Raw genomic sequence first — 15,400 nt, 5'->3', positions numbered from 1 at the left:
CGGCCCCGCCTGGCCGGATCAGAACCACGCCTGCAGCCCCACGCGCAGCGTACGCCCCGGCGCGGGCATGTAGCTCTGTGCCAGCGGGTCCAGATAATAGCGATCGGTCAGGTTCTGGAGCGAAATGTTCAGCGCCACGCGCTTGTGCACGCGATACGCGAGGAACAGGTCGTAGACCGTGAGCGGATGGTAGAGCAATTGCGCCGTCGTCGCGCCCTGCTGCCACGGACGATCGGCCCTCGCGGTGGGCCCCGAGGTGTGCGTCATGCGCGCGCCCAGCGTCAGGGCCTGGCTGAGCAATCGCAGCCCGGCCGTCACGTTGACGGCCAGCCTGGGGGGGTTCTGCGTATTGGCATATGACCCCATGAAACTGCCTGGCGTGCAGTCCGGCGTGTCCTGCGTGGAACGGCCCCTGCCGGCGCTCGCGCGCAACTGCGCGGCGAAGGCGGGGTCGCAGGTTCCGGTTTTCAGGTAGTACGTCGCGGACAGGTCGGCGAAGTAGCGGCCGACATCGTAGCGGGTCTGCAATTCGAGGCCATGGACGCGATAGCGCTCGGCATTGCTGAACGTCATGAGGCCATTGGCGCCGGGGCGGTAATAGCGGGTGATGTAGTTGCGGATGTCGTTGCGGAAGTACGCCAGCTTGTAGGCGGCCGAATCTCCGGCCTGCAGCAGATCGTCCCGCATCGCTCCGATGCCCGCCTCCCAACTGTGCGCGCGCTCAGGCCTCAGGCCGGCGCCAGGCGTGGTCTGCAATACGCCCAGGCTGGTCTCGAACAGCGACGGCATGCGCAGCCCCTGGGTATACGAAGCATAGACGTGCATGTCAGGCGCGATTTCGTAATCGACACCAAGCGCGGGCGCCAGGCCCTGGTCGCGGTTGATCCGTGGCGGGGAAAAATCGTAGCCGATCACCGTGTCCCGGACCGAGGCATCGGTCACGCGGACGTTGGTCCGGGCATTGACGAGAAAGTCGTCGAAGGCAATTCCTTCGGACGGCAGCTCCGCGTCCCTGTATACGGTGCCGTTGTGCAGGCGGGGATCCGTGGCGTCCGTGAACTGCCCGTTTGCGTCGGGAAACCAGTCCATGTAGCCATAGGACATGATGCCATCGTCATCGGGATTGGTGATGACGATGCGGCGCATCAAGCGTTGCGCCTGGCGCGGCGTGGCATGGGAATTGTGGTCGCGGTGACGCATCCGCGCGTAGCGGACGCCCGCCCATGCAGTGAACCGCTCGGTCGGCTGGTAGGTCAGCTTTGCGTTGAGACCGAGCTCGCGGCGCGCGGCATCGCGCAGGTAGCGATTGCCGTTGCGGTCATGCTGCGTGATCCGCACGCCGCGTTGAGGCCCGATGTCCTCGTACTGGAATGCGCCGCCCAGCTCCAACCGGAATTCGCCATACGCGCTCGACAGGCGAGCCGTATTGCCGAAATCGCCGCCGATGCGCCGGTTGGCGACCCTGACCCAATTCCGGTCATCGCGATAGAACTCCGAGGCCGGCGCGATCACGGTATTGAGCTGGCGGGTCTTCGCATAGGTCGTCCACAGATTCACGGTAGCGTCGACCAGGTCCGTGCCGGACGGGGTATAGCGATAGCGCGCCGTCGTGGTGTCGACCAGGACCGTGCCCAGCGGATATTGCCAGATGCCGGCGGTCCCGTAGCGGAATATGTCGGAGGGCATGATTTCACCGTATCTGCCGTCCAGGCGGCGATAGCCCAACTCGACGGAGTGGCCGTCGGCCGGGCGCAAGGCGCCCTTGAGCAGCACGCTTTCGGTCCGCGCGGAAGCATTCAGCACTTCCTCGCCCGGCCGGTATGCGGTGGCGACGCTGGCGCGTTCGGCATTGCCCTCGAAGACACGATAGCGATCATGCCCGTGCCGTCCGGTGAAATAGTTGCCCTGGGAGCGGCGCGCATAGGCGGCGACGACATCGAACGTCGCATCGCTGTAGGCGAACGCGACGCTGCCGGCCTGGGCGTCGGAGCCGAACAGATTGCCGCGCTGGGTGCGCGGCGGCGCCGCGAGCTCGGCGTCCTCGGGCGGGTGGCGCGGGTGAGGATCGCGGCTTGCGGGCGATACGCCGTTGTTCCACAGGCTGCCCGTCACGCGCAGGCCCACGCTCTGGCCATCGCGCAGGATGTCCTGCACGCCAATGGTCCGCATCCGTACCGTGCCGCCAATCGCGCCCGCCGCGGCGGGCGCGAGGCTCGGCCCCTTGTCGATCACGATATCGCTGACAAGATCCGGATCGATGTAGCTGCGCTGCTGGGTGCCGGCATAGCCGCGATAGACGTCCAGCGCCTGCTCCGCCCCATCGACCTTGACCGCGACCCGGCTTTGCCCTTGTATGCCGCGGATGTTGACGTCCAGGCCGCCGCCATTGCGGCTATCGCCCGTTTGCACGCCCGGAAGGCCCTTGAGCAGATCGGCCGGCGACACCACGCCGAAGCGAGCGATGTCGACCGCCGACACATAGACGGACGAGCGCGGCGCCAGGTAGACATCTCGGACAGGGTCCGATAGGACACGAACCGGCGATAACTCGAACGTGGGCAATGTCGGATCGCGGCGCAGGACAAGGCTGCCATCATCGTGGACCACTGCCTGAAGGTGACTGCTGGCCAGTAAACGCCGCAAGCCGGTGCGTGCCGTATGGCGGCCGCGCAGCGCGGGCGCGCTCAAGCCGCGGGTGAGCGTGGCGTCGATCGCCAGGCGCAAACCGGACTGGCTGGCGAAGGCCGCAAGCGCCTGATCCAACGGCCCGGCGGCGATGTCGAAATCGTGCACGCTGTCTGCGCCGGCGGTTCGAGCGCGGCTTGCGGCGAGCGCGACATCCGCGCGGCTCGTGGCGGCTTGCGCGCCGACGGCCACGCCTGCGAGCAGGCACAGCGCGGCGAGCGTCGTCCGGCTGGACGGAACGACAAGGGATGCGAGGCGGAAATGGTTGGGGGCCATGACTGATGCTCCTGATTGCGTTGCGATGAGGCATGGGCCGCTTGCGGACCTGTCTCGGACTTTCTGTCGCACGAGATCGCAAAAGGGATATGGCGCCCTGTGCGCCGCGATTGCGGGCCGGGATGAATTAATAAATAATGCGTCGCATTTTCATTTATATGAGCCGGCAAGGAGCGGTGACGCGCCTGCCGTGCCTGTCCCCTCCCCCATGAAGGCTTGCTCTCCGTCGTCCGGCATGTGCGGGCGCGACAAGGTCGCGGCGCTGTACCAGGAACATCACGCCTGGTTGCGTAGCTGGCTCGGGTATCGCCTGCATTCCTGGGGACGCTGCGTGGCGGAGGATCTGGCGCACGACATATTCGTGCGCATGCTGGCGGCGCACCGCCTGGACCAGATGATCGAGCGGCCGCGCGCCTATCTGGCCGTGGCGGCCAAGGGCGTGCTGGTCAGTTGGCTGCGGCGGCAATCGCTGGAACGCGCCTGGCTGGAAACCTTGCAAGCCTTGCCGCCGGCCATGCATCCCTCGCCCGAGCGCCAGGCGCTCGCGCTCGAAACCCTGCACGGGATCGATGCCGCGCTCGATACGCTGCGGCCGTGCATCAAGCGGGTTTTCCTGATGGCGGTACTGGGCGGGATGAAGCAGCGCGACATCGCCCACGCCATGGACATCGCCATTCCCACGGTCAAGCGTTACATGCGGCAGGCCTATGTGGCGTGCCTGCACCTGATGCCCGATGACTGACGGCGCCATCGATCCATCCATTCTGCGCGAAGCGGCCGCCTGGCTCGCGCGGGCGCAGGACGGCCCGCTCGACAGCAGGCAGCAGGCCGCACTCGAGGCCTGGCGCGCGCGCAGCGCCATGCATCAACGCGCCTGGCGACGCGCCGAACGCCTGGCCGGCCAGTTGGAATCGCTACGCCCCGGCCCTGGAGCGACGGACGCCCGGGGCCGATAGGCGGCTCAGCCCAGGCGGGCCTGCACCGTGTTCTCGCCCACCGCCAGGCCCACGGTCATGCCCACGCCCGAGTGCATCACGGCCACCGTGGTCTGGTCGTCGACCGGCAGCACCGAGAACGGCGCCGGGCCATGGGCCCCGTACACGCCCTGCCAGCGCTCGATCACGCGCAGGCGGCAACCCAGGGCCTGCTGCGCCAGGTCCAGCATGGCGCAGTCGACCTGCTCGTCGTTGAACGGCAGGGCATCGACCCCATAGCGGTGCGAATCGCCGATGATCAGCTCGCCATGGGGGGTGGGGCTGACCAGCAGGTGAATGCCGTTGTCCAGCAGGTCAGGCTCGTGCCGCTGCAGGCTCTCGCGCAGCGTCCGGGCCGTCGGCAGGTCGGAGAAGGCGCCGTAGTACACGCAGGACAGCCCCGTGAGCAACGGCCGGTCCAGCGCGAACGGGCGCGTCTCGAAAGCGACCCGCAGCATCTGCAGGCAGCTGACTTGCAGGCCGAGCGGCGCGAACAGTTCCGGCGCCAGCGTCAGGTAATCGTGCCCCGGACAAACGAATGCGTGGCGGCCGCGCAGCGCGCCGGCCGAGGTCTGGACCACGCCCTCGCGCACCGCGCTTGCCAGGGTCGCGGTCAGGAATTCGACCCCGAACCGGTCCGCCAGGTAGGCCGTGATGGCGGGCAAGGCCTCGCGCGAGTAGATCTGCAGGTCGTCATGGCCGCGCAATGCCGCGCAATGATGGCCCAGGCGGCCATCGAACAGCCGCGCCAGCTCGCGGCCCGACAACAGTTCGGCGCGGTACCCTTCGGCCTGCAGGCGCGCGGCGGCGAACTCCTCCAGCACGTCCTGTTCCAGGGCGCTGCGCGCCAGCACCAGGCTGCCGTTGGCGCGCACATGGAACCCGGCGCCGGCCGCCAGCTCCAGCCACAGCTCGCGGGACTGGCGGGCGTGGCGGGCCATCACGCCCGGGGCCTGGCCGGTGACCAGCACCTGGCCGAAATTGCGGATGGTGGCGCCGTGCGCGCGCTGGCTGCGCTCGACCACCGCCACCGACAGGCCGCGCCGGGCGGCCGCCCAGGCGTGGGCGATGCCCAGCATGCCGGCGCCCACGACGACCACGTCATACGTCTTCATGATTTTGCTGCTTCCGGGAAAATGGACGGGCCGCCGCCGTGCGGAGCCCGCCGCCGATGCGGGATTACTTCTTCTTCGGCTCGGACTTGCCGTCGTAGCGCCTGGACCATTCGGCGATGATGCGATCGCGGTTGGTCGCGGCCCACACGAAGTCGTTCTTGATCATGCGCTCGGACAGATTGGCCGGCAGATGGGGGTTGACCGTGGCCACCGACGGGATCGCCAGCACGGCGAAGTTGCTCTTGTACAGCTCGTTGGCTTGCCGGCTGGCCGAGAAGTCGGCCAGCTTGCGGGCCGCCTCGAGATGCTTGGTGCCCTTGACGATGGCGGTGGCTTCCACTTCCCAGCCCAGTCCTTCGGACGGGAACACGGCTTCGACCGGCGCGCCGTCGGCCTTCAGCTTGGCGGCGCGGTAGTCGAACGAGATGCCGATCGGATATTCGCCGGCGGCGGCCATGTTGCAGGGCTTGGAGCCCGAGTGCGTGTACGGCCCCATGTTCTTGTGCAAGGCGTCCATGAACGCCCAGCCCTTTTCCTCGCCGAACATCTGCAGCCAGGCGCTCACGTCCAGGAAGCCCGTGCCCGAGGATGCCGGATTGGGCATCACGATCTTGCCGGCATATTCCGGCTTGGTGAGGTCCTGCCACGAGGTGGGCATGGGCAGGTTCTGCTTGCTGGCCTCGATGGTGTTGACGCACACCGCGGCGGCGTAGGCGTCCATGCCGACCCAGGCCGGCACGTCCTTGCCGTCGCGCATGTTGGCCGCGATCTGGTCCAGGCCCTTGGGCGCGTACGGCAGCAGCATGCCTTCCTTGTCCATCAGGCCCAGCGCCGTGCCGGCCAGGCCCCAGATCACATCGGCCTTGGGGTTGTTCTTCTCGGCCAGCAGCTTGGCGGCCACGATGCCGGTCGAATCGCGAACCCATTGGATCCTGATGTCGGGATGGGCTTTTTCGAAGGCGGCCTGGTAGGCCTTGATCTGGTCGGCCTCCAGGGCGGTGTAGACCGTCAGCGTGGTGTCGGCGGCGGCGACGCCGGCCGCGGCGGCCAGGACGGCGGCCAACAGGATCGAGGGAATGCGCTTCATGCGGAAACTCCGGTTGGGAAAGCTGGGTTCAGGGACGCTGGCCGGCGGCCAGGCGCGTTTCGATATCGGCCAATACCGGCGGCAGGTCCGCCACGGTATCGATGAGGTAATGGGGAGCGCCGGCCTGCAGTTCGGCGCGGGCGCGATCGCGCGCGGCCTCGCGGCCGGCCTCGTCCAGGCTGAGGAACTGTTCCAGGGACAGGCCGGCGGCGTTGCCCGACAGCAGCAGCCCGACCGTCCACATGCCGGCGCGGCGGCCCTCTTCCACGCCGGGCGCGGTGTCGTCGACCTTGACGCAGCCCGCCACGTCGGCGATGCCCAGCTCGACCACGTTGCGCAATGCCATGGCCGGCGCCGGCCGCGAACGCGGCACATCGTCGCTGGCGACCACGTAGTCCAGCGCCAGCCCTTCGCGCTCGGCGCGTTCGAGCACGCGCTGCATGACGGCGGCCGGGTAGCCGGAGCACGAGCCCAGCTTCAGGCCGCGCTGGCGCAGGCCGTGCAGCAGTTCAATGGCGCCGGGTATGGGCTGCGAATATTCGGCCACCTTCTCCAGCTGCATGGGCAGGAAGCGTTCGTAGATGGCGGTGACGTCCTCGTCGGTGGGCAGCCGGCCGAACTGTTCCTGGTACTGCCGCGCGATCGCCGCGTCATTGCACAGCGCACGGATGTGATCCCACTTGCCCATGCCCATGGGGCCGCGCGCCTGTTCCAGCGAGATCTGCACGCCGAAGCGGGCGAAGGCATCGACGAAGACCTTGGTCGGCGCGAAGGAGCCGAAATCGACCAGCGTGCCGGCCCAGTCGAAGACCAGCGCCTCCAGGCGCACGGGGAGTGTTGCAAGCGTCATGGCATTCATTCCTGTGGAGAGTCGGTCAGGCCGCCGGCGCGCGGCGCCACGCCTGGGTGCGCGCCACCAGCGCGCGGCTGGCCAGGTGAAGTAGCAGCGAGGCAAGCGCCGAGGTCGCCATGATTGCGGTGCACATGGCGGCCGCCGGGCCGATGAAGCCGGCGTCGTCCATGTTCAGCACCGCCACGGCAGCCAGCACGGTCTGCGGGCTGTAGAGAAACACCACGGCGGAGACGGTCGTCATCGCCGAGACAAACAGGTAGCGCGCGGTATCCAGCACCGCCGGCAGGCACATCGGCAGCGTGACGCGCAGGAAGGTCAGCGCGGCCGGCACCTTGAGCGAGGCCGAGGCCGCCTCGAACTCCGTGTCGAGCGCGCCCAGCGCCGTGACCGCGGTCAGGTGCGCGCTGGTGTAGAAGTGCACCACGGTGCACACCACCAGCAGCGTCATGGTGCCGTACAGGGCGCCCAGCGGGTTGCCGGGGCTGTTGAAGAAGAAGATGTACCCCAGCCCCAGCACCAGCCCGGGCACGGCCATGGGCGTGAGCGCCAGCATCCGCGCGGTGCCGCGCAGCGCCGCCGCCGGCACGCCGCGCGTCGGCAGTTTTTCCATCATCCAGGCGCCGCCATACACCAGCGCGGTGCCGGCCAGGGCCGTCCACGCGGCCAGCTGGATGCTGTTGCGCCACGCCAGCCAGCCGCCGCCGTCCATGTTGTCGAAGTCGTACGAACGCAGCGACAGCGACAGGTTGTACGGCCACATCTTGACGAACGACGCCCACACCGCCACGCCGACGATTGTCAGCAGCGCCAGGCCGATCAGCGCGGCGATGGCCAGGAAGCAGGCGTCGCGCAACCGGTGCGTGCCCGGCGCGTAGACCTGCGCGCGCCCGCTCAGGCCGGCGCCATGGCGCGCCCGCAGGTGCCGGTCGAGCAGGAAGGTCAGCATGGCCGGCACCAGCAGCAGGCCGATGGCCGCGCCCTTGGAGAAATTCTGCTGCCCCACCACGGCCTTGTACGCCTCCATGGCCAGCACGTTGTAGTCGCCGCCCACGACCTTGGGCACGCCGAAATCGGTGACCGTCAACGTGAACACCAGGCAGCAGGCCGAGAACACGGCATAGCGGGTGCCCGGCAGCGTCACGGTGGCGAAGGTGCGCCAGGGGCCGGCTCCCATGGCGCGCGCCGCGTCGTACAGGCGGCCGTCGGCCAGCGCCAGGCCGGTCAGCAGGATCATCAGCGCGTGCGGGAAGGTGTAGAAGGCTTCGCCGATCACGATGCCCCAGAAGCCATAGATGGTGGCGCCGCCGGCCAGCGCCTTGAGCAGGCCCTGGTTGCCCAGCAGGTAGATCAGCGCGATGCCCGGCAACAGCGAGGGCGCCAGCAGCGGCAGCAAGGCCACCAGCCGCAGCACGCCCTTGCCCGGCGCGCGGGTGCGGGTCAGGCAATATGCGTAGGCATAGGCGCAGGGCACCACCAGCGCCACCGTGGCCGCCCCCACCGCCAGGCTGCGCCATACCAGCCCCAGGAACGCGCTGTCGGCGACGATGGCGGCCAGCACGCCCACGCCGGCGGCGCCATCGGCGCCCGGCGCCACCGCCTTGAGCAGGATGGCCAGCAGCGGCAATGCCAGGAACAGCACCAGCGCGGCGACGAACAGGCCCTGCCCGCCCCAGCGGCCCAGGGTTCCGGTCCAGGCCGGCAGCGCCCGGCGCACGGGCGCGGCAGCGGCGGCCGGCCGCGCGATGGCGGCGCGCCGCGGCGCCTTGGCGACGGCGGATTCAAGCGTAGGCACGTAGCGCATGACGCGGCAGCTCCACCCAGCAACGGCCGGCAGCATGGGCGCCCAGCAGGGCATCACCGGTTTCAGCGGAAACCACGGACTGCACGGTGGCGCCCGGTATTCCTTCCAGCCGCAGCGAGATACGATAGCCGCGCCCCAGGAAAACGCCATCGAGCACATCGGCCAGCACGGTGTTGGCCGAGGCCGGCGTACCCGATGCGCTCAGCCGCACCGCCTCCGGCCGCACGAACAGGCGGCCGCTGTCGGCCTGCAGCGGCTGCTCGACGTCCAGTTCGAGCTGGCCGACGCGCGCGCGGTGGGCGTCGATGCGCTGGTACTGCAGCCAGTTGGCCTCGCCCACGAAGTCGGCGATGAATGCCGAACGGGGATCGCGATAGAGTTCGCGTGGCGTGCCGTACTGCTCGATGACGCCGCCGTTCATCACCGCGATCCGGTCGGCCATGACCATGGCCTCTTCCTGGTCGTGGGTCACCATCAGCGTGGTGATGGAAAGGCGCCGCTGCAAGGCGCGCAGTTCGCCGCGCAGGCGGTCGCGCACGCGCGCATCCAGCGCCGACATGGGCTCGTCGAGCAGCAGCAGCGACGGCGCCGGCGCCAGGGCGCGCGCCAGCGCCACGCGCTGCTGCTGGCCGCCGGAAATCTGCCCCGGATACTTGCGGGCCGCGCCGCTCAGCCCGACCAGGGCCAGCATTTCATCGACGCGGGCGGCCACGCGCTCGCGGTCGCCGCGCCGGCCGCTCAGCCCATAGGCCACGTTCTGCGCCACCGTCAGGTTGGGAAACAGCGCATACGACTGGAACAGGATGCCGTAGTCGCGCGCCTGCGGCGGCTCGTTCGAGATATCGCGGCCGCCCAGCACGATGGCGCCGCCATCCTGGCGCTCCAGGCCGGCGATGGCGCGCAGCAGGGTGGTCTTGCCGCAGCCCGAGGGGCCGAGCAGACACACCAGCTCGCCCGCACCGATGTCCAGCGACACGTCGGCCAGCGCCCGATGGACGCCATAGTGCTTGACCAGATTGCGTATCGACAGGAATGCGTCGCTGCCCCGGGACATATGCCCTCCAGAATGACTCGGTAACCAATGTCCGGGGAGTATGGGCAGGGCTTATTGTGCGTTTATGACAGTTCGCGCAAATGCAGTAATAAAAACATCAAATAATTTTGGTGTACTGGCGATCCTGCTCTATCTGGCACGCCGCGCGCGTGATTTCCTGTGCTGGTCGCCGAACTCAAATCTTTCCACGCCGTGGCGCGCTGCGGCACCGTCACCAAGGCGGCCGCCCAGCTGGGGGTCAGCCAGCCCACGGTAACGGGCCAGCTGCGCCAGCTCGAATCGCGCTACGGCGTGGAACTGTTCCATCGCCAGGGACGCGGCCTGCGGCTATCGGACGCCGGCCACCGCCTGATGCCGCTGGTCGAGAAACTGGTGCAGCAGGAATCCGAGATCGAATTCCGCCTGCGCGACGCCAGCGACCTGCGCGAGGGCTGCCTGCGCGTCGGCGCCACCGGCCCCTTCTACATCATGGACACGGTGCGGCGCTACAACCAACGCTACCCGGCCATCGAGCTCAGCGTCGCCATCGGCAACTCGCAGAGCATGCTGCAGGCCCTGCACGACTACCGGATCGACGTGGCGACGTCCTCGGTGGCGATGAACAACCCGAACCTGTACCGGCGCGCCATCGCCGCCGACCCGCTGCGCATCGTGGTCCACCGCGGCCACCCGCTGGCCGCGCGCGCCTCGGCCGGCCTGGCCGATCTGGCGCCGTACGCGCTGCTGCTGCGCGAGCCCGGTTCGATGACACGCCAGCTGACCGAAGAGGCGCTGCAGAAGGCCGGCGTGGCGCCGGCCCGGGTGCTGGAGATCGGCAGCCGCGAATCGATCCGCCAGGCGATCCTGTGCAACCTGGGAGTCAGCCTGATCCCGTCGCGCGAAGTGCCCGCCCATGCCGAACTGGCCACGGTGGCGATCGCCGATACCGAGGTCCTGATGCATGAGCACCTGTACTGCCTGCGAGAGCGGCAGCCCGTGCAGCTGATTGCACGATTTCTGGAACTGGCGCCGAGCGCGGCATGAGCGCGCCGCCGGCGATGCCGGGAGACAACCATGGCCCTGACCCTGCAAGACATCGAACAGATATTCCTCGAGCGCGGCCACCGCGCCTATGACGGCGAGCCCGTCAGCCACCTCAAGCACGCCCTGCAGACCGCGACGCTGGCCGAACAGGGCGGCGCCGGCCCGCACCTGATTACCGCCAGCCTGCTGCACGACCTGGGCCACCTGATCGCCGCGCACCCGGGCACCCCCAGCCTGCGCGGCCTGGACGACAAGCACCAGTACTTCGTGCTGCCCTTCCTGCGCGGCTTGTTCGGCAATGCCGTGCTGGACCCGATCCGCCTGCACGTCGAGGCCAAGCGCTACCTGTGCTTCGTCGAACCTGCCTACGCGACGCGCCTGTCGGCCGACTCGCGCCGCAGCCTGACGCTGCAAGGCGGCAGCTTCGATACCGGCCAGGCGGTGGATTTCGCCAGCATGCCGGGCGCGCCGGACGCGATCCGGCTGCGTCGCTGGGACGACCAGGCCAAGCAGCCCGGCATGCAGACCGGCTCGCTGACGCACTTCCTGGAGATCGCCGAGGGCGTGGCCGGCCGCGCCAAGGTGGCCGCCATCTGGTGACGGCGGCCGGATCGGCTCAGGCGCCCTTGGCGACCGGCCGCGCCGCGTCGCTGCACCATTCGCTCCACGAGCCGGGGTACAGGCGCGAACCGGCCAGGCCGGCGATCTCCATGGCCAGCAGGTTGTGGCAGGCGGTGATGCCCGAGCCGCATTGGTGCACGATGCCGTCGGCCGCGCGCCCGCCCAGCAGGGCCTCGAACTCCTGGCGCAGCTGGGCCGGCGCCTTGAAGCGCCCATCGGCCTGCAGGTTCTCGGTATTGGGCCGGTTCAGCGCGCCCGGGATGTGGCCGGCCACCGGGTCCATGGGCTCGACTTCGCCGCGGTAGCGATTGGCCGCGCGGGCATCGATCACGGTAAAGGCAGGCTGGCCGATGTTGGCCAGCACCGCGGCGGCATCGACGGTGCCGGCCAGGCTCTGGCCGGCCCGCGCCCCGGGCTGCGCCGAGACGGCCGGCGTGGCGCCGGCCTCGGTCGGCAGGCCGGCGGCGGTCCAGGCCTGCCAGCCGCCGTCGAGCACCGCGACCCGCTCGTGCCCCATCCAGCGCAGCATCCACCACAGGTGCGCGGCGAACATGCCGCCGCTGGCGTCATAGGCCACCACCAGCGTCTCGGGCGTCACGCCGTGCGCGGCCATCAGGCCGGCGAAGGCATCGCGCTCGGGCAGGGGGTGGCGGCCGTTGCTGCCGGAACGCGGCGCGGCCAGTTCGGCCTCGTGGTCCAGGTAGCGCGCGCCCGCGATATGGCCCTGCTCGTAGGCGCGGCGGCCGGCCGCATGGTCGGCCAGGTCGTGGCGCACGTCGAACACCCGCACGCCGCCGGCATCGAGTCGGGCGGCCAGGTCGGCGGCGGAAATCAGCGTCATGGTCATCGGTTTGCTCCCCTGTAGGCGCCCGCGGCCGCAGCCGGCCGGACGCGGATGATCAGGCGCCGCCAGGCCGGCGCATGGTGCGCCAGACCGACAGCAATCCCGCGAAAATGATCAGGCCCATGCCCATCCAGGCCAGGTTGTCCAGGGCGTCGCCCCAGAGCCCCATGCCTATGAAGGCGGCAAAAATGATGGTCGTGTACTGCAGCGCCGCGGTCAACAGGGCCGAGCCGTGTCCGAAGGCGCGCGTCATGGTCAGCTGCCCCACCAGGCCCGAGGTGCCCACGCCGAACAGCGCCAGATAGCCGTACAGGTCCGCCCGCCCCCACCCTCCCAGCAGCAGGCCGACCCCGCTGCTGGCGCATACCGCCACCGAGAAGAACAGCACCGTGCGCCACTCGGGCTCACCGACGCGGCCCAGCTGGCGGATCTGCAGCATGGCGATGGCCGACATGGCGCCGGCGGTCAGGCCCAGCAGCGCGGCCAGCCACTGGTCGTCGTTGACGCTGGGGCGCAACACCGCGATCACGCCCAGAAAGCCCAGCGCCACGGCGGCGATGCGCACCGGGTCGCGCTGCGCGCCGCCCCACCCCAGCATCCAGCAGGCGATGAACAGCGGCGCGGTGTAGTTCAGGCTGGTGGCGGTGGCCAGCGGCAGGTGCGCCAGGGCGAAAAAGCCCAGCCACATCGAGGTCACGCCGGACAGGTTGCGCCAGACATGCAGGCGCCAGCTGGTCGGGATGATGGACTGGCGCCCGGCGCGGGCCCAGATCAGCAGCAGCACCACCGAGGGCAGGCCGCGGAAAAGCACCACCTGCGGCAGCGAAGCCCCGTGCTCGCTCGCCAGCTTCACGAACGCCCCCATGATGGCGAACATGGCTGACGCCAACAACATCCAAAGAGCCTGCATGGGGCTTACCGCTACGAAAAAAGGGCCGGGGGGAATCAGGGAAAGCGATACTATACTCCCCATCGCTGCCGGCCCCGCCGGCGCCGGGAACCCGCGCCCCGCCCGCCAGTCCAAGCGGGGTACGACTTTCGCTCGCAAAGGACCATAACAAGCATGAAACGCATTTTCCTGTTCCTGATCACCAACCTGGCCGTCATGGTTGTGCTGTCGGCCACGATGCGCATCCTCGGCGTGGACCGCTTCCTGACCGCGCAGGGGCTGAACCTCACCGGCCTGCTGATCTTCTCGGCCGTGATCGGCTTCACCGGCGCGATCATTTCGCTGCTGATGAGCAAGCCCATGGCCAAATGGAGCACCGGCGCGCGCGTCATCGACCCCAACGCGCCGGCCAACCAGCGCGAAGCCTGGCTGCTCGACACCGTGCACCAGCTGGCCGACCGCGCCGGCATCGGCCGGCCCGAGGTGGCCATCTACCAGGGCGAACCCAACGCATTCGCCACCGGCGCGTTCCGCAACGACTCGCTGGTGGCGGTCTCGACCGGCCTGCTCGACAGCATGACCGAAGAAGAAGTGGCCGCCGTGCTGGGCCACGAGGTGGCGCACGTGGCCAACGGCGACATGGTCACCCTCACCCTGATCCAGGGCGTGGTCAACACCTTCGTCGTGTTCCTGGCGCGGGTGGTCGGCTATTTCGTCGACCGCGCCATTCTCAAGAACGAACGCGGCGTGGGCCTGGGCTACTACGCCACCGTGATCGTCTGTGAGATCGTCTTCGGGATCCTGGCCTCCATCATCGTGGCCTGGTTCTCGCGCCAGCGCGAATACCGCGCCGACGCGGGCTCGGCCCACCTGATGGGCTCGCGCGAGCCCATGATCCGCGCCCTGGCGCGGCTGGGCGGCCTGGAGCCGGGCGAACTGCCCAAGTCGTTCGAAGCCTCGGGCATCTCGGGCAAGAACGGCATCTCGGCCATGTTCGCCTCGCACCCCCCGATCCAGGCCCGCATCGCGGCCCTGCAGCACGCCCGCCTGGGCTGACCGGCTGTTCCGGTCCGCCAGCGAAAACGCGCCCCGCAAGGGGCGCGTTTTGCATGGGCCAACCCGCGCGGCGGATCAGTCCAGGGTCAGGACGGTCGCGCCGGTGGTCTTGCGGCCGGCCAGCGCCGTCTGCGCGTCGCCGGCCTGGGCCAGGCTGTAGCGCTGGTCGATGCGTACCTTGATCTTCTTCTTCAGCACCAGGCCGAACAGTTCGTCGGCGGCGGCAGCCAGCTTCTCGTGGGTATTGACGTGCACGCCCAGCGACGGCCGCGTCACGTACAGGCTGCCCTTCTGGTTCAGGATGCCCAGGTTGACGCCGGCCACCGGCCCCGAGGCGTTGCCGAAGCTGACCATCAGGCCGCGCGGCTCGATGCAGTCCAGCGAGGTTTCCCAGGTGTCCTTGCCCACGCCGTCATAGACCACCGGCACCTTCTTGCCGCCGGTCAGCTCCAGCAGGCGCTCGACCACGTTCTCGCGCGAGTAGTCGATGGTGGCCCAGGCGCCATGGGCGCGGGCCAGCTCGGCCTTCTCGGGGCTGGAGACCGTGCCGATCAGCTTGACGCCCAGCGCCTTGGCCCATTGGCAGGCGATCAGCCCCACGCCGCCGGCGGCGGCATGGAACAGGATGGTCTCGTTGCCCTGCAGGCGATAGGTCTGGCGGAACAGGTATTGCACCGTCAGCCCCTTGAGCATCAGCGCGGCGGCCTCGTCGAAGCCGATGCCCTTGGGCAGCTTGACGACCTGCGCGGCCGGCACGTTGCGCGCCTGGGCGTACGCGCCCAGCGGGCTCTGGCCATAGGCGACGCGGTCGCCCTTCTTGAGGTGGCGCACGTCGGCACCCACGGCCTCGACCACCCCGGCGCCTTCGAAACCCAGGCCATGCGGCAGCGGATGCGGATACAGGCCGGTGCGGAAGTAGATGTCGATGAAGTTCAGGCCGGCGGCATGCTGGCGGATGGTGACTTCATTGGCCGCCGGCGGCGGCACCTCGACGTCGACGACTTGCAGGACTTCCGGGCCGCCGTGCTGTTCGATGCGGACTGCCTTGACGATGTTGCTGGCCATGCGGGCCTCCTTGAGAGCGAATCAGGTAATGAGGGATCATGCGAATCGGATCGCGGC

Annotated in this window: 14 protein-coding genes; 5 read left to right on the top strand and 9 right to left on the bottom strand. The window is 69.1% G+C overall.

Annotated elements, in window-relative coordinates:
* Positions 1–18: 18 nt before the first annotated feature.
* Positions 19–2,961 carry a TonB-dependent receptor gene (locus LK409_RS10370; RefSeq protein ID WP_010928550.1) on the bottom strand — a complete coding sequence of 981 codons (2,943 nt, stop codon included), beginning with the start codon at positions 2,959–2,961 and terminating at the stop codon, positions 19–21.
* Positions 2,962–3,169: 208 nt separating this feature from the next.
* Here LK409_RS10370 and LK409_RS10365 point away from each other — a divergent pair, with 208 nt between their 5' ends.
* Positions 3,170–3,703 (top strand): sigma-70 family RNA polymerase sigma factor, encoded by a 534-nt coding sequence (locus tag LK409_RS10365; RefSeq protein ID WP_010926327.1) that lies wholly within the window; start codon positions 3,170–3,172, stop codon positions 3,701–3,703.
* Positions 3,696–3,917 (top strand): FecR/PupR family sigma factor regulator, encoded by a 222-nt coding sequence (locus LK409_RS22870; protein WP_033456933.1) that lies wholly within the window; start codon positions 3,696–3,698, stop codon positions 3,915–3,917. The genes LK409_RS10365 and LK409_RS22870 overlap by 8 nt, the downstream gene beginning before the upstream one ends.
* A gap of 5 nt (positions 3,918–3,922) precedes the next feature.
* Here LK409_RS22870 and LK409_RS10355 read toward each other — a convergent pair whose 3' ends face one another.
* From LK409_RS10355 to LK409_RS10335, 5 genes are all read right to left on the bottom strand, one after another.
* Positions 3,923–5,050, bottom strand: coding sequence for a TIGR03364 family FAD-dependent oxidoreductase (locus LK409_RS10355; RefSeq protein WP_010928549.1), 1,128 nt, complete (start codon positions 5,048–5,050; stop codon positions 3,923–3,925).
* A 64-nt stretch (positions 5,051–5,114) separates the two neighbouring features.
* Positions 5,115–6,137, bottom strand: a complete 1,023-nt coding sequence (locus LK409_RS10350) for a putative 2-aminoethylphosphonate ABC transporter substrate-binding protein (protein WP_010928548.1) — start codon at positions 6,135–6,137, stop codon at positions 5,115–5,117.
* A 28-nt stretch (positions 6,138–6,165) separates the two neighbouring features.
* On the bottom strand, positions 6,166–6,996 hold the full coding sequence (gene phnX, locus LK409_RS10345; protein WP_003820286.1) for a phosphonoacetaldehyde hydrolase: 831 nt from the start codon (positions 6,994–6,996) through the stop codon (positions 6,166–6,168).
* A 16-nt stretch (positions 6,997–7,012) separates the two neighbouring features.
* The gene (locus tag LK409_RS10340) at positions 7,013–8,704 is read right to left on the bottom strand and encodes a putative 2-aminoethylphosphonate ABC transporter permease subunit (RefSeq protein WP_041937407.1); all 1,692 of its coding nucleotides are present in this window, start codon (positions 8,702–8,704) and stop codon (positions 7,013–7,015) included.
* A 64-nt stretch (positions 8,705–8,768) separates the two neighbouring features.
* Positions 8,769–9,845 carry a putative 2-aminoethylphosphonate ABC transporter ATP-binding protein gene (locus LK409_RS10335; RefSeq protein ID WP_003813130.1) on the bottom strand — a complete coding sequence of 359 codons (1,077 nt, stop codon included), beginning with the start codon at positions 9,843–9,845 and terminating at the stop codon, positions 8,769–8,771.
* Positions 9,846–10,004: 159 nt separating this feature from the next.
* Between LK409_RS10335 and LK409_RS10330 the strand changes: the two genes are divergently transcribed.
* Both LK409_RS10330 and LK409_RS10325 read left to right on the top strand, forming a co-directional pair.
* Positions 10,005–10,868: a LysR family transcriptional regulator gene (locus LK409_RS10330; RefSeq protein WP_041937213.1), complete on the top strand. Its 864-nt coding sequence runs from the start codon at positions 10,005–10,007 to the stop codon at positions 10,866–10,868.
* 30 nt (positions 10,869–10,898) lie between these two features.
* Entirely contained in the window at positions 10,899–11,468 is a 570-nt protein-coding gene (locus LK409_RS10325; protein WP_010928545.1) for a phosphonate degradation HD-domain oxygenase, read from the top strand.
* A gap of 16 nt (positions 11,469–11,484) precedes the next feature.
* Here LK409_RS10325 and LK409_RS10320 read toward each other — a convergent pair whose 3' ends face one another.
* Together LK409_RS10320 and LK409_RS10315 are read right to left on the bottom strand one after the other, a co-directional pair.
* Positions 11,485–12,336: a sulfurtransferase gene (locus LK409_RS10320; protein WP_003820280.1), complete on the bottom strand. Its 852-nt coding sequence runs from the start codon at positions 12,334–12,336 to the stop codon at positions 11,485–11,487.
* Positions 12,337–12,388: 52 nt separating this feature from the next.
* Complete coding sequence (locus LK409_RS10315; RefSeq protein WP_010928544.1) at positions 12,389–13,243, bottom strand: DMT family transporter; 855 nt, start codon at positions 13,241–13,243, stop codon at positions 12,389–12,391.
* Positions 13,244–13,396: 153 nt separating this feature from the next.
* Between LK409_RS10315 and htpX the strand changes: the two genes are divergently transcribed.
* Entirely contained in the window at positions 13,397–14,278 is an 882-nt protein-coding gene (gene htpX / locus LK409_RS10310) for a protease HtpX (protein ID WP_003813142.1), read from the top strand.
* A gap of 75 nt (positions 14,279–14,353) precedes the next feature.
* On the opposite strand, the gene LK409_RS10305 is transcribed toward htpX, so the two are convergent.
* Positions 14,354–15,343 (bottom strand): quinone oxidoreductase family protein, encoded by a 990-nt coding sequence (locus tag LK409_RS10305; protein WP_003813144.1) that lies wholly within the window; start codon positions 15,341–15,343, stop codon positions 14,354–14,356.
* Between the last annotated feature and the right edge of the window lie 57 nt (positions 15,344–15,400).

Origin of the sequence: Bordetella parapertussis (assembly GCF_020735925.1) — a bacterium.
Taxonomy (GTDB): Bacteria; Pseudomonadota; Gammaproteobacteria; order Burkholderiales; family Burkholderiaceae_B; genus Bordetella; species Bordetella pertussis.
This window is presented reverse-complemented; position numbering and strand designations above follow the sequence as displayed.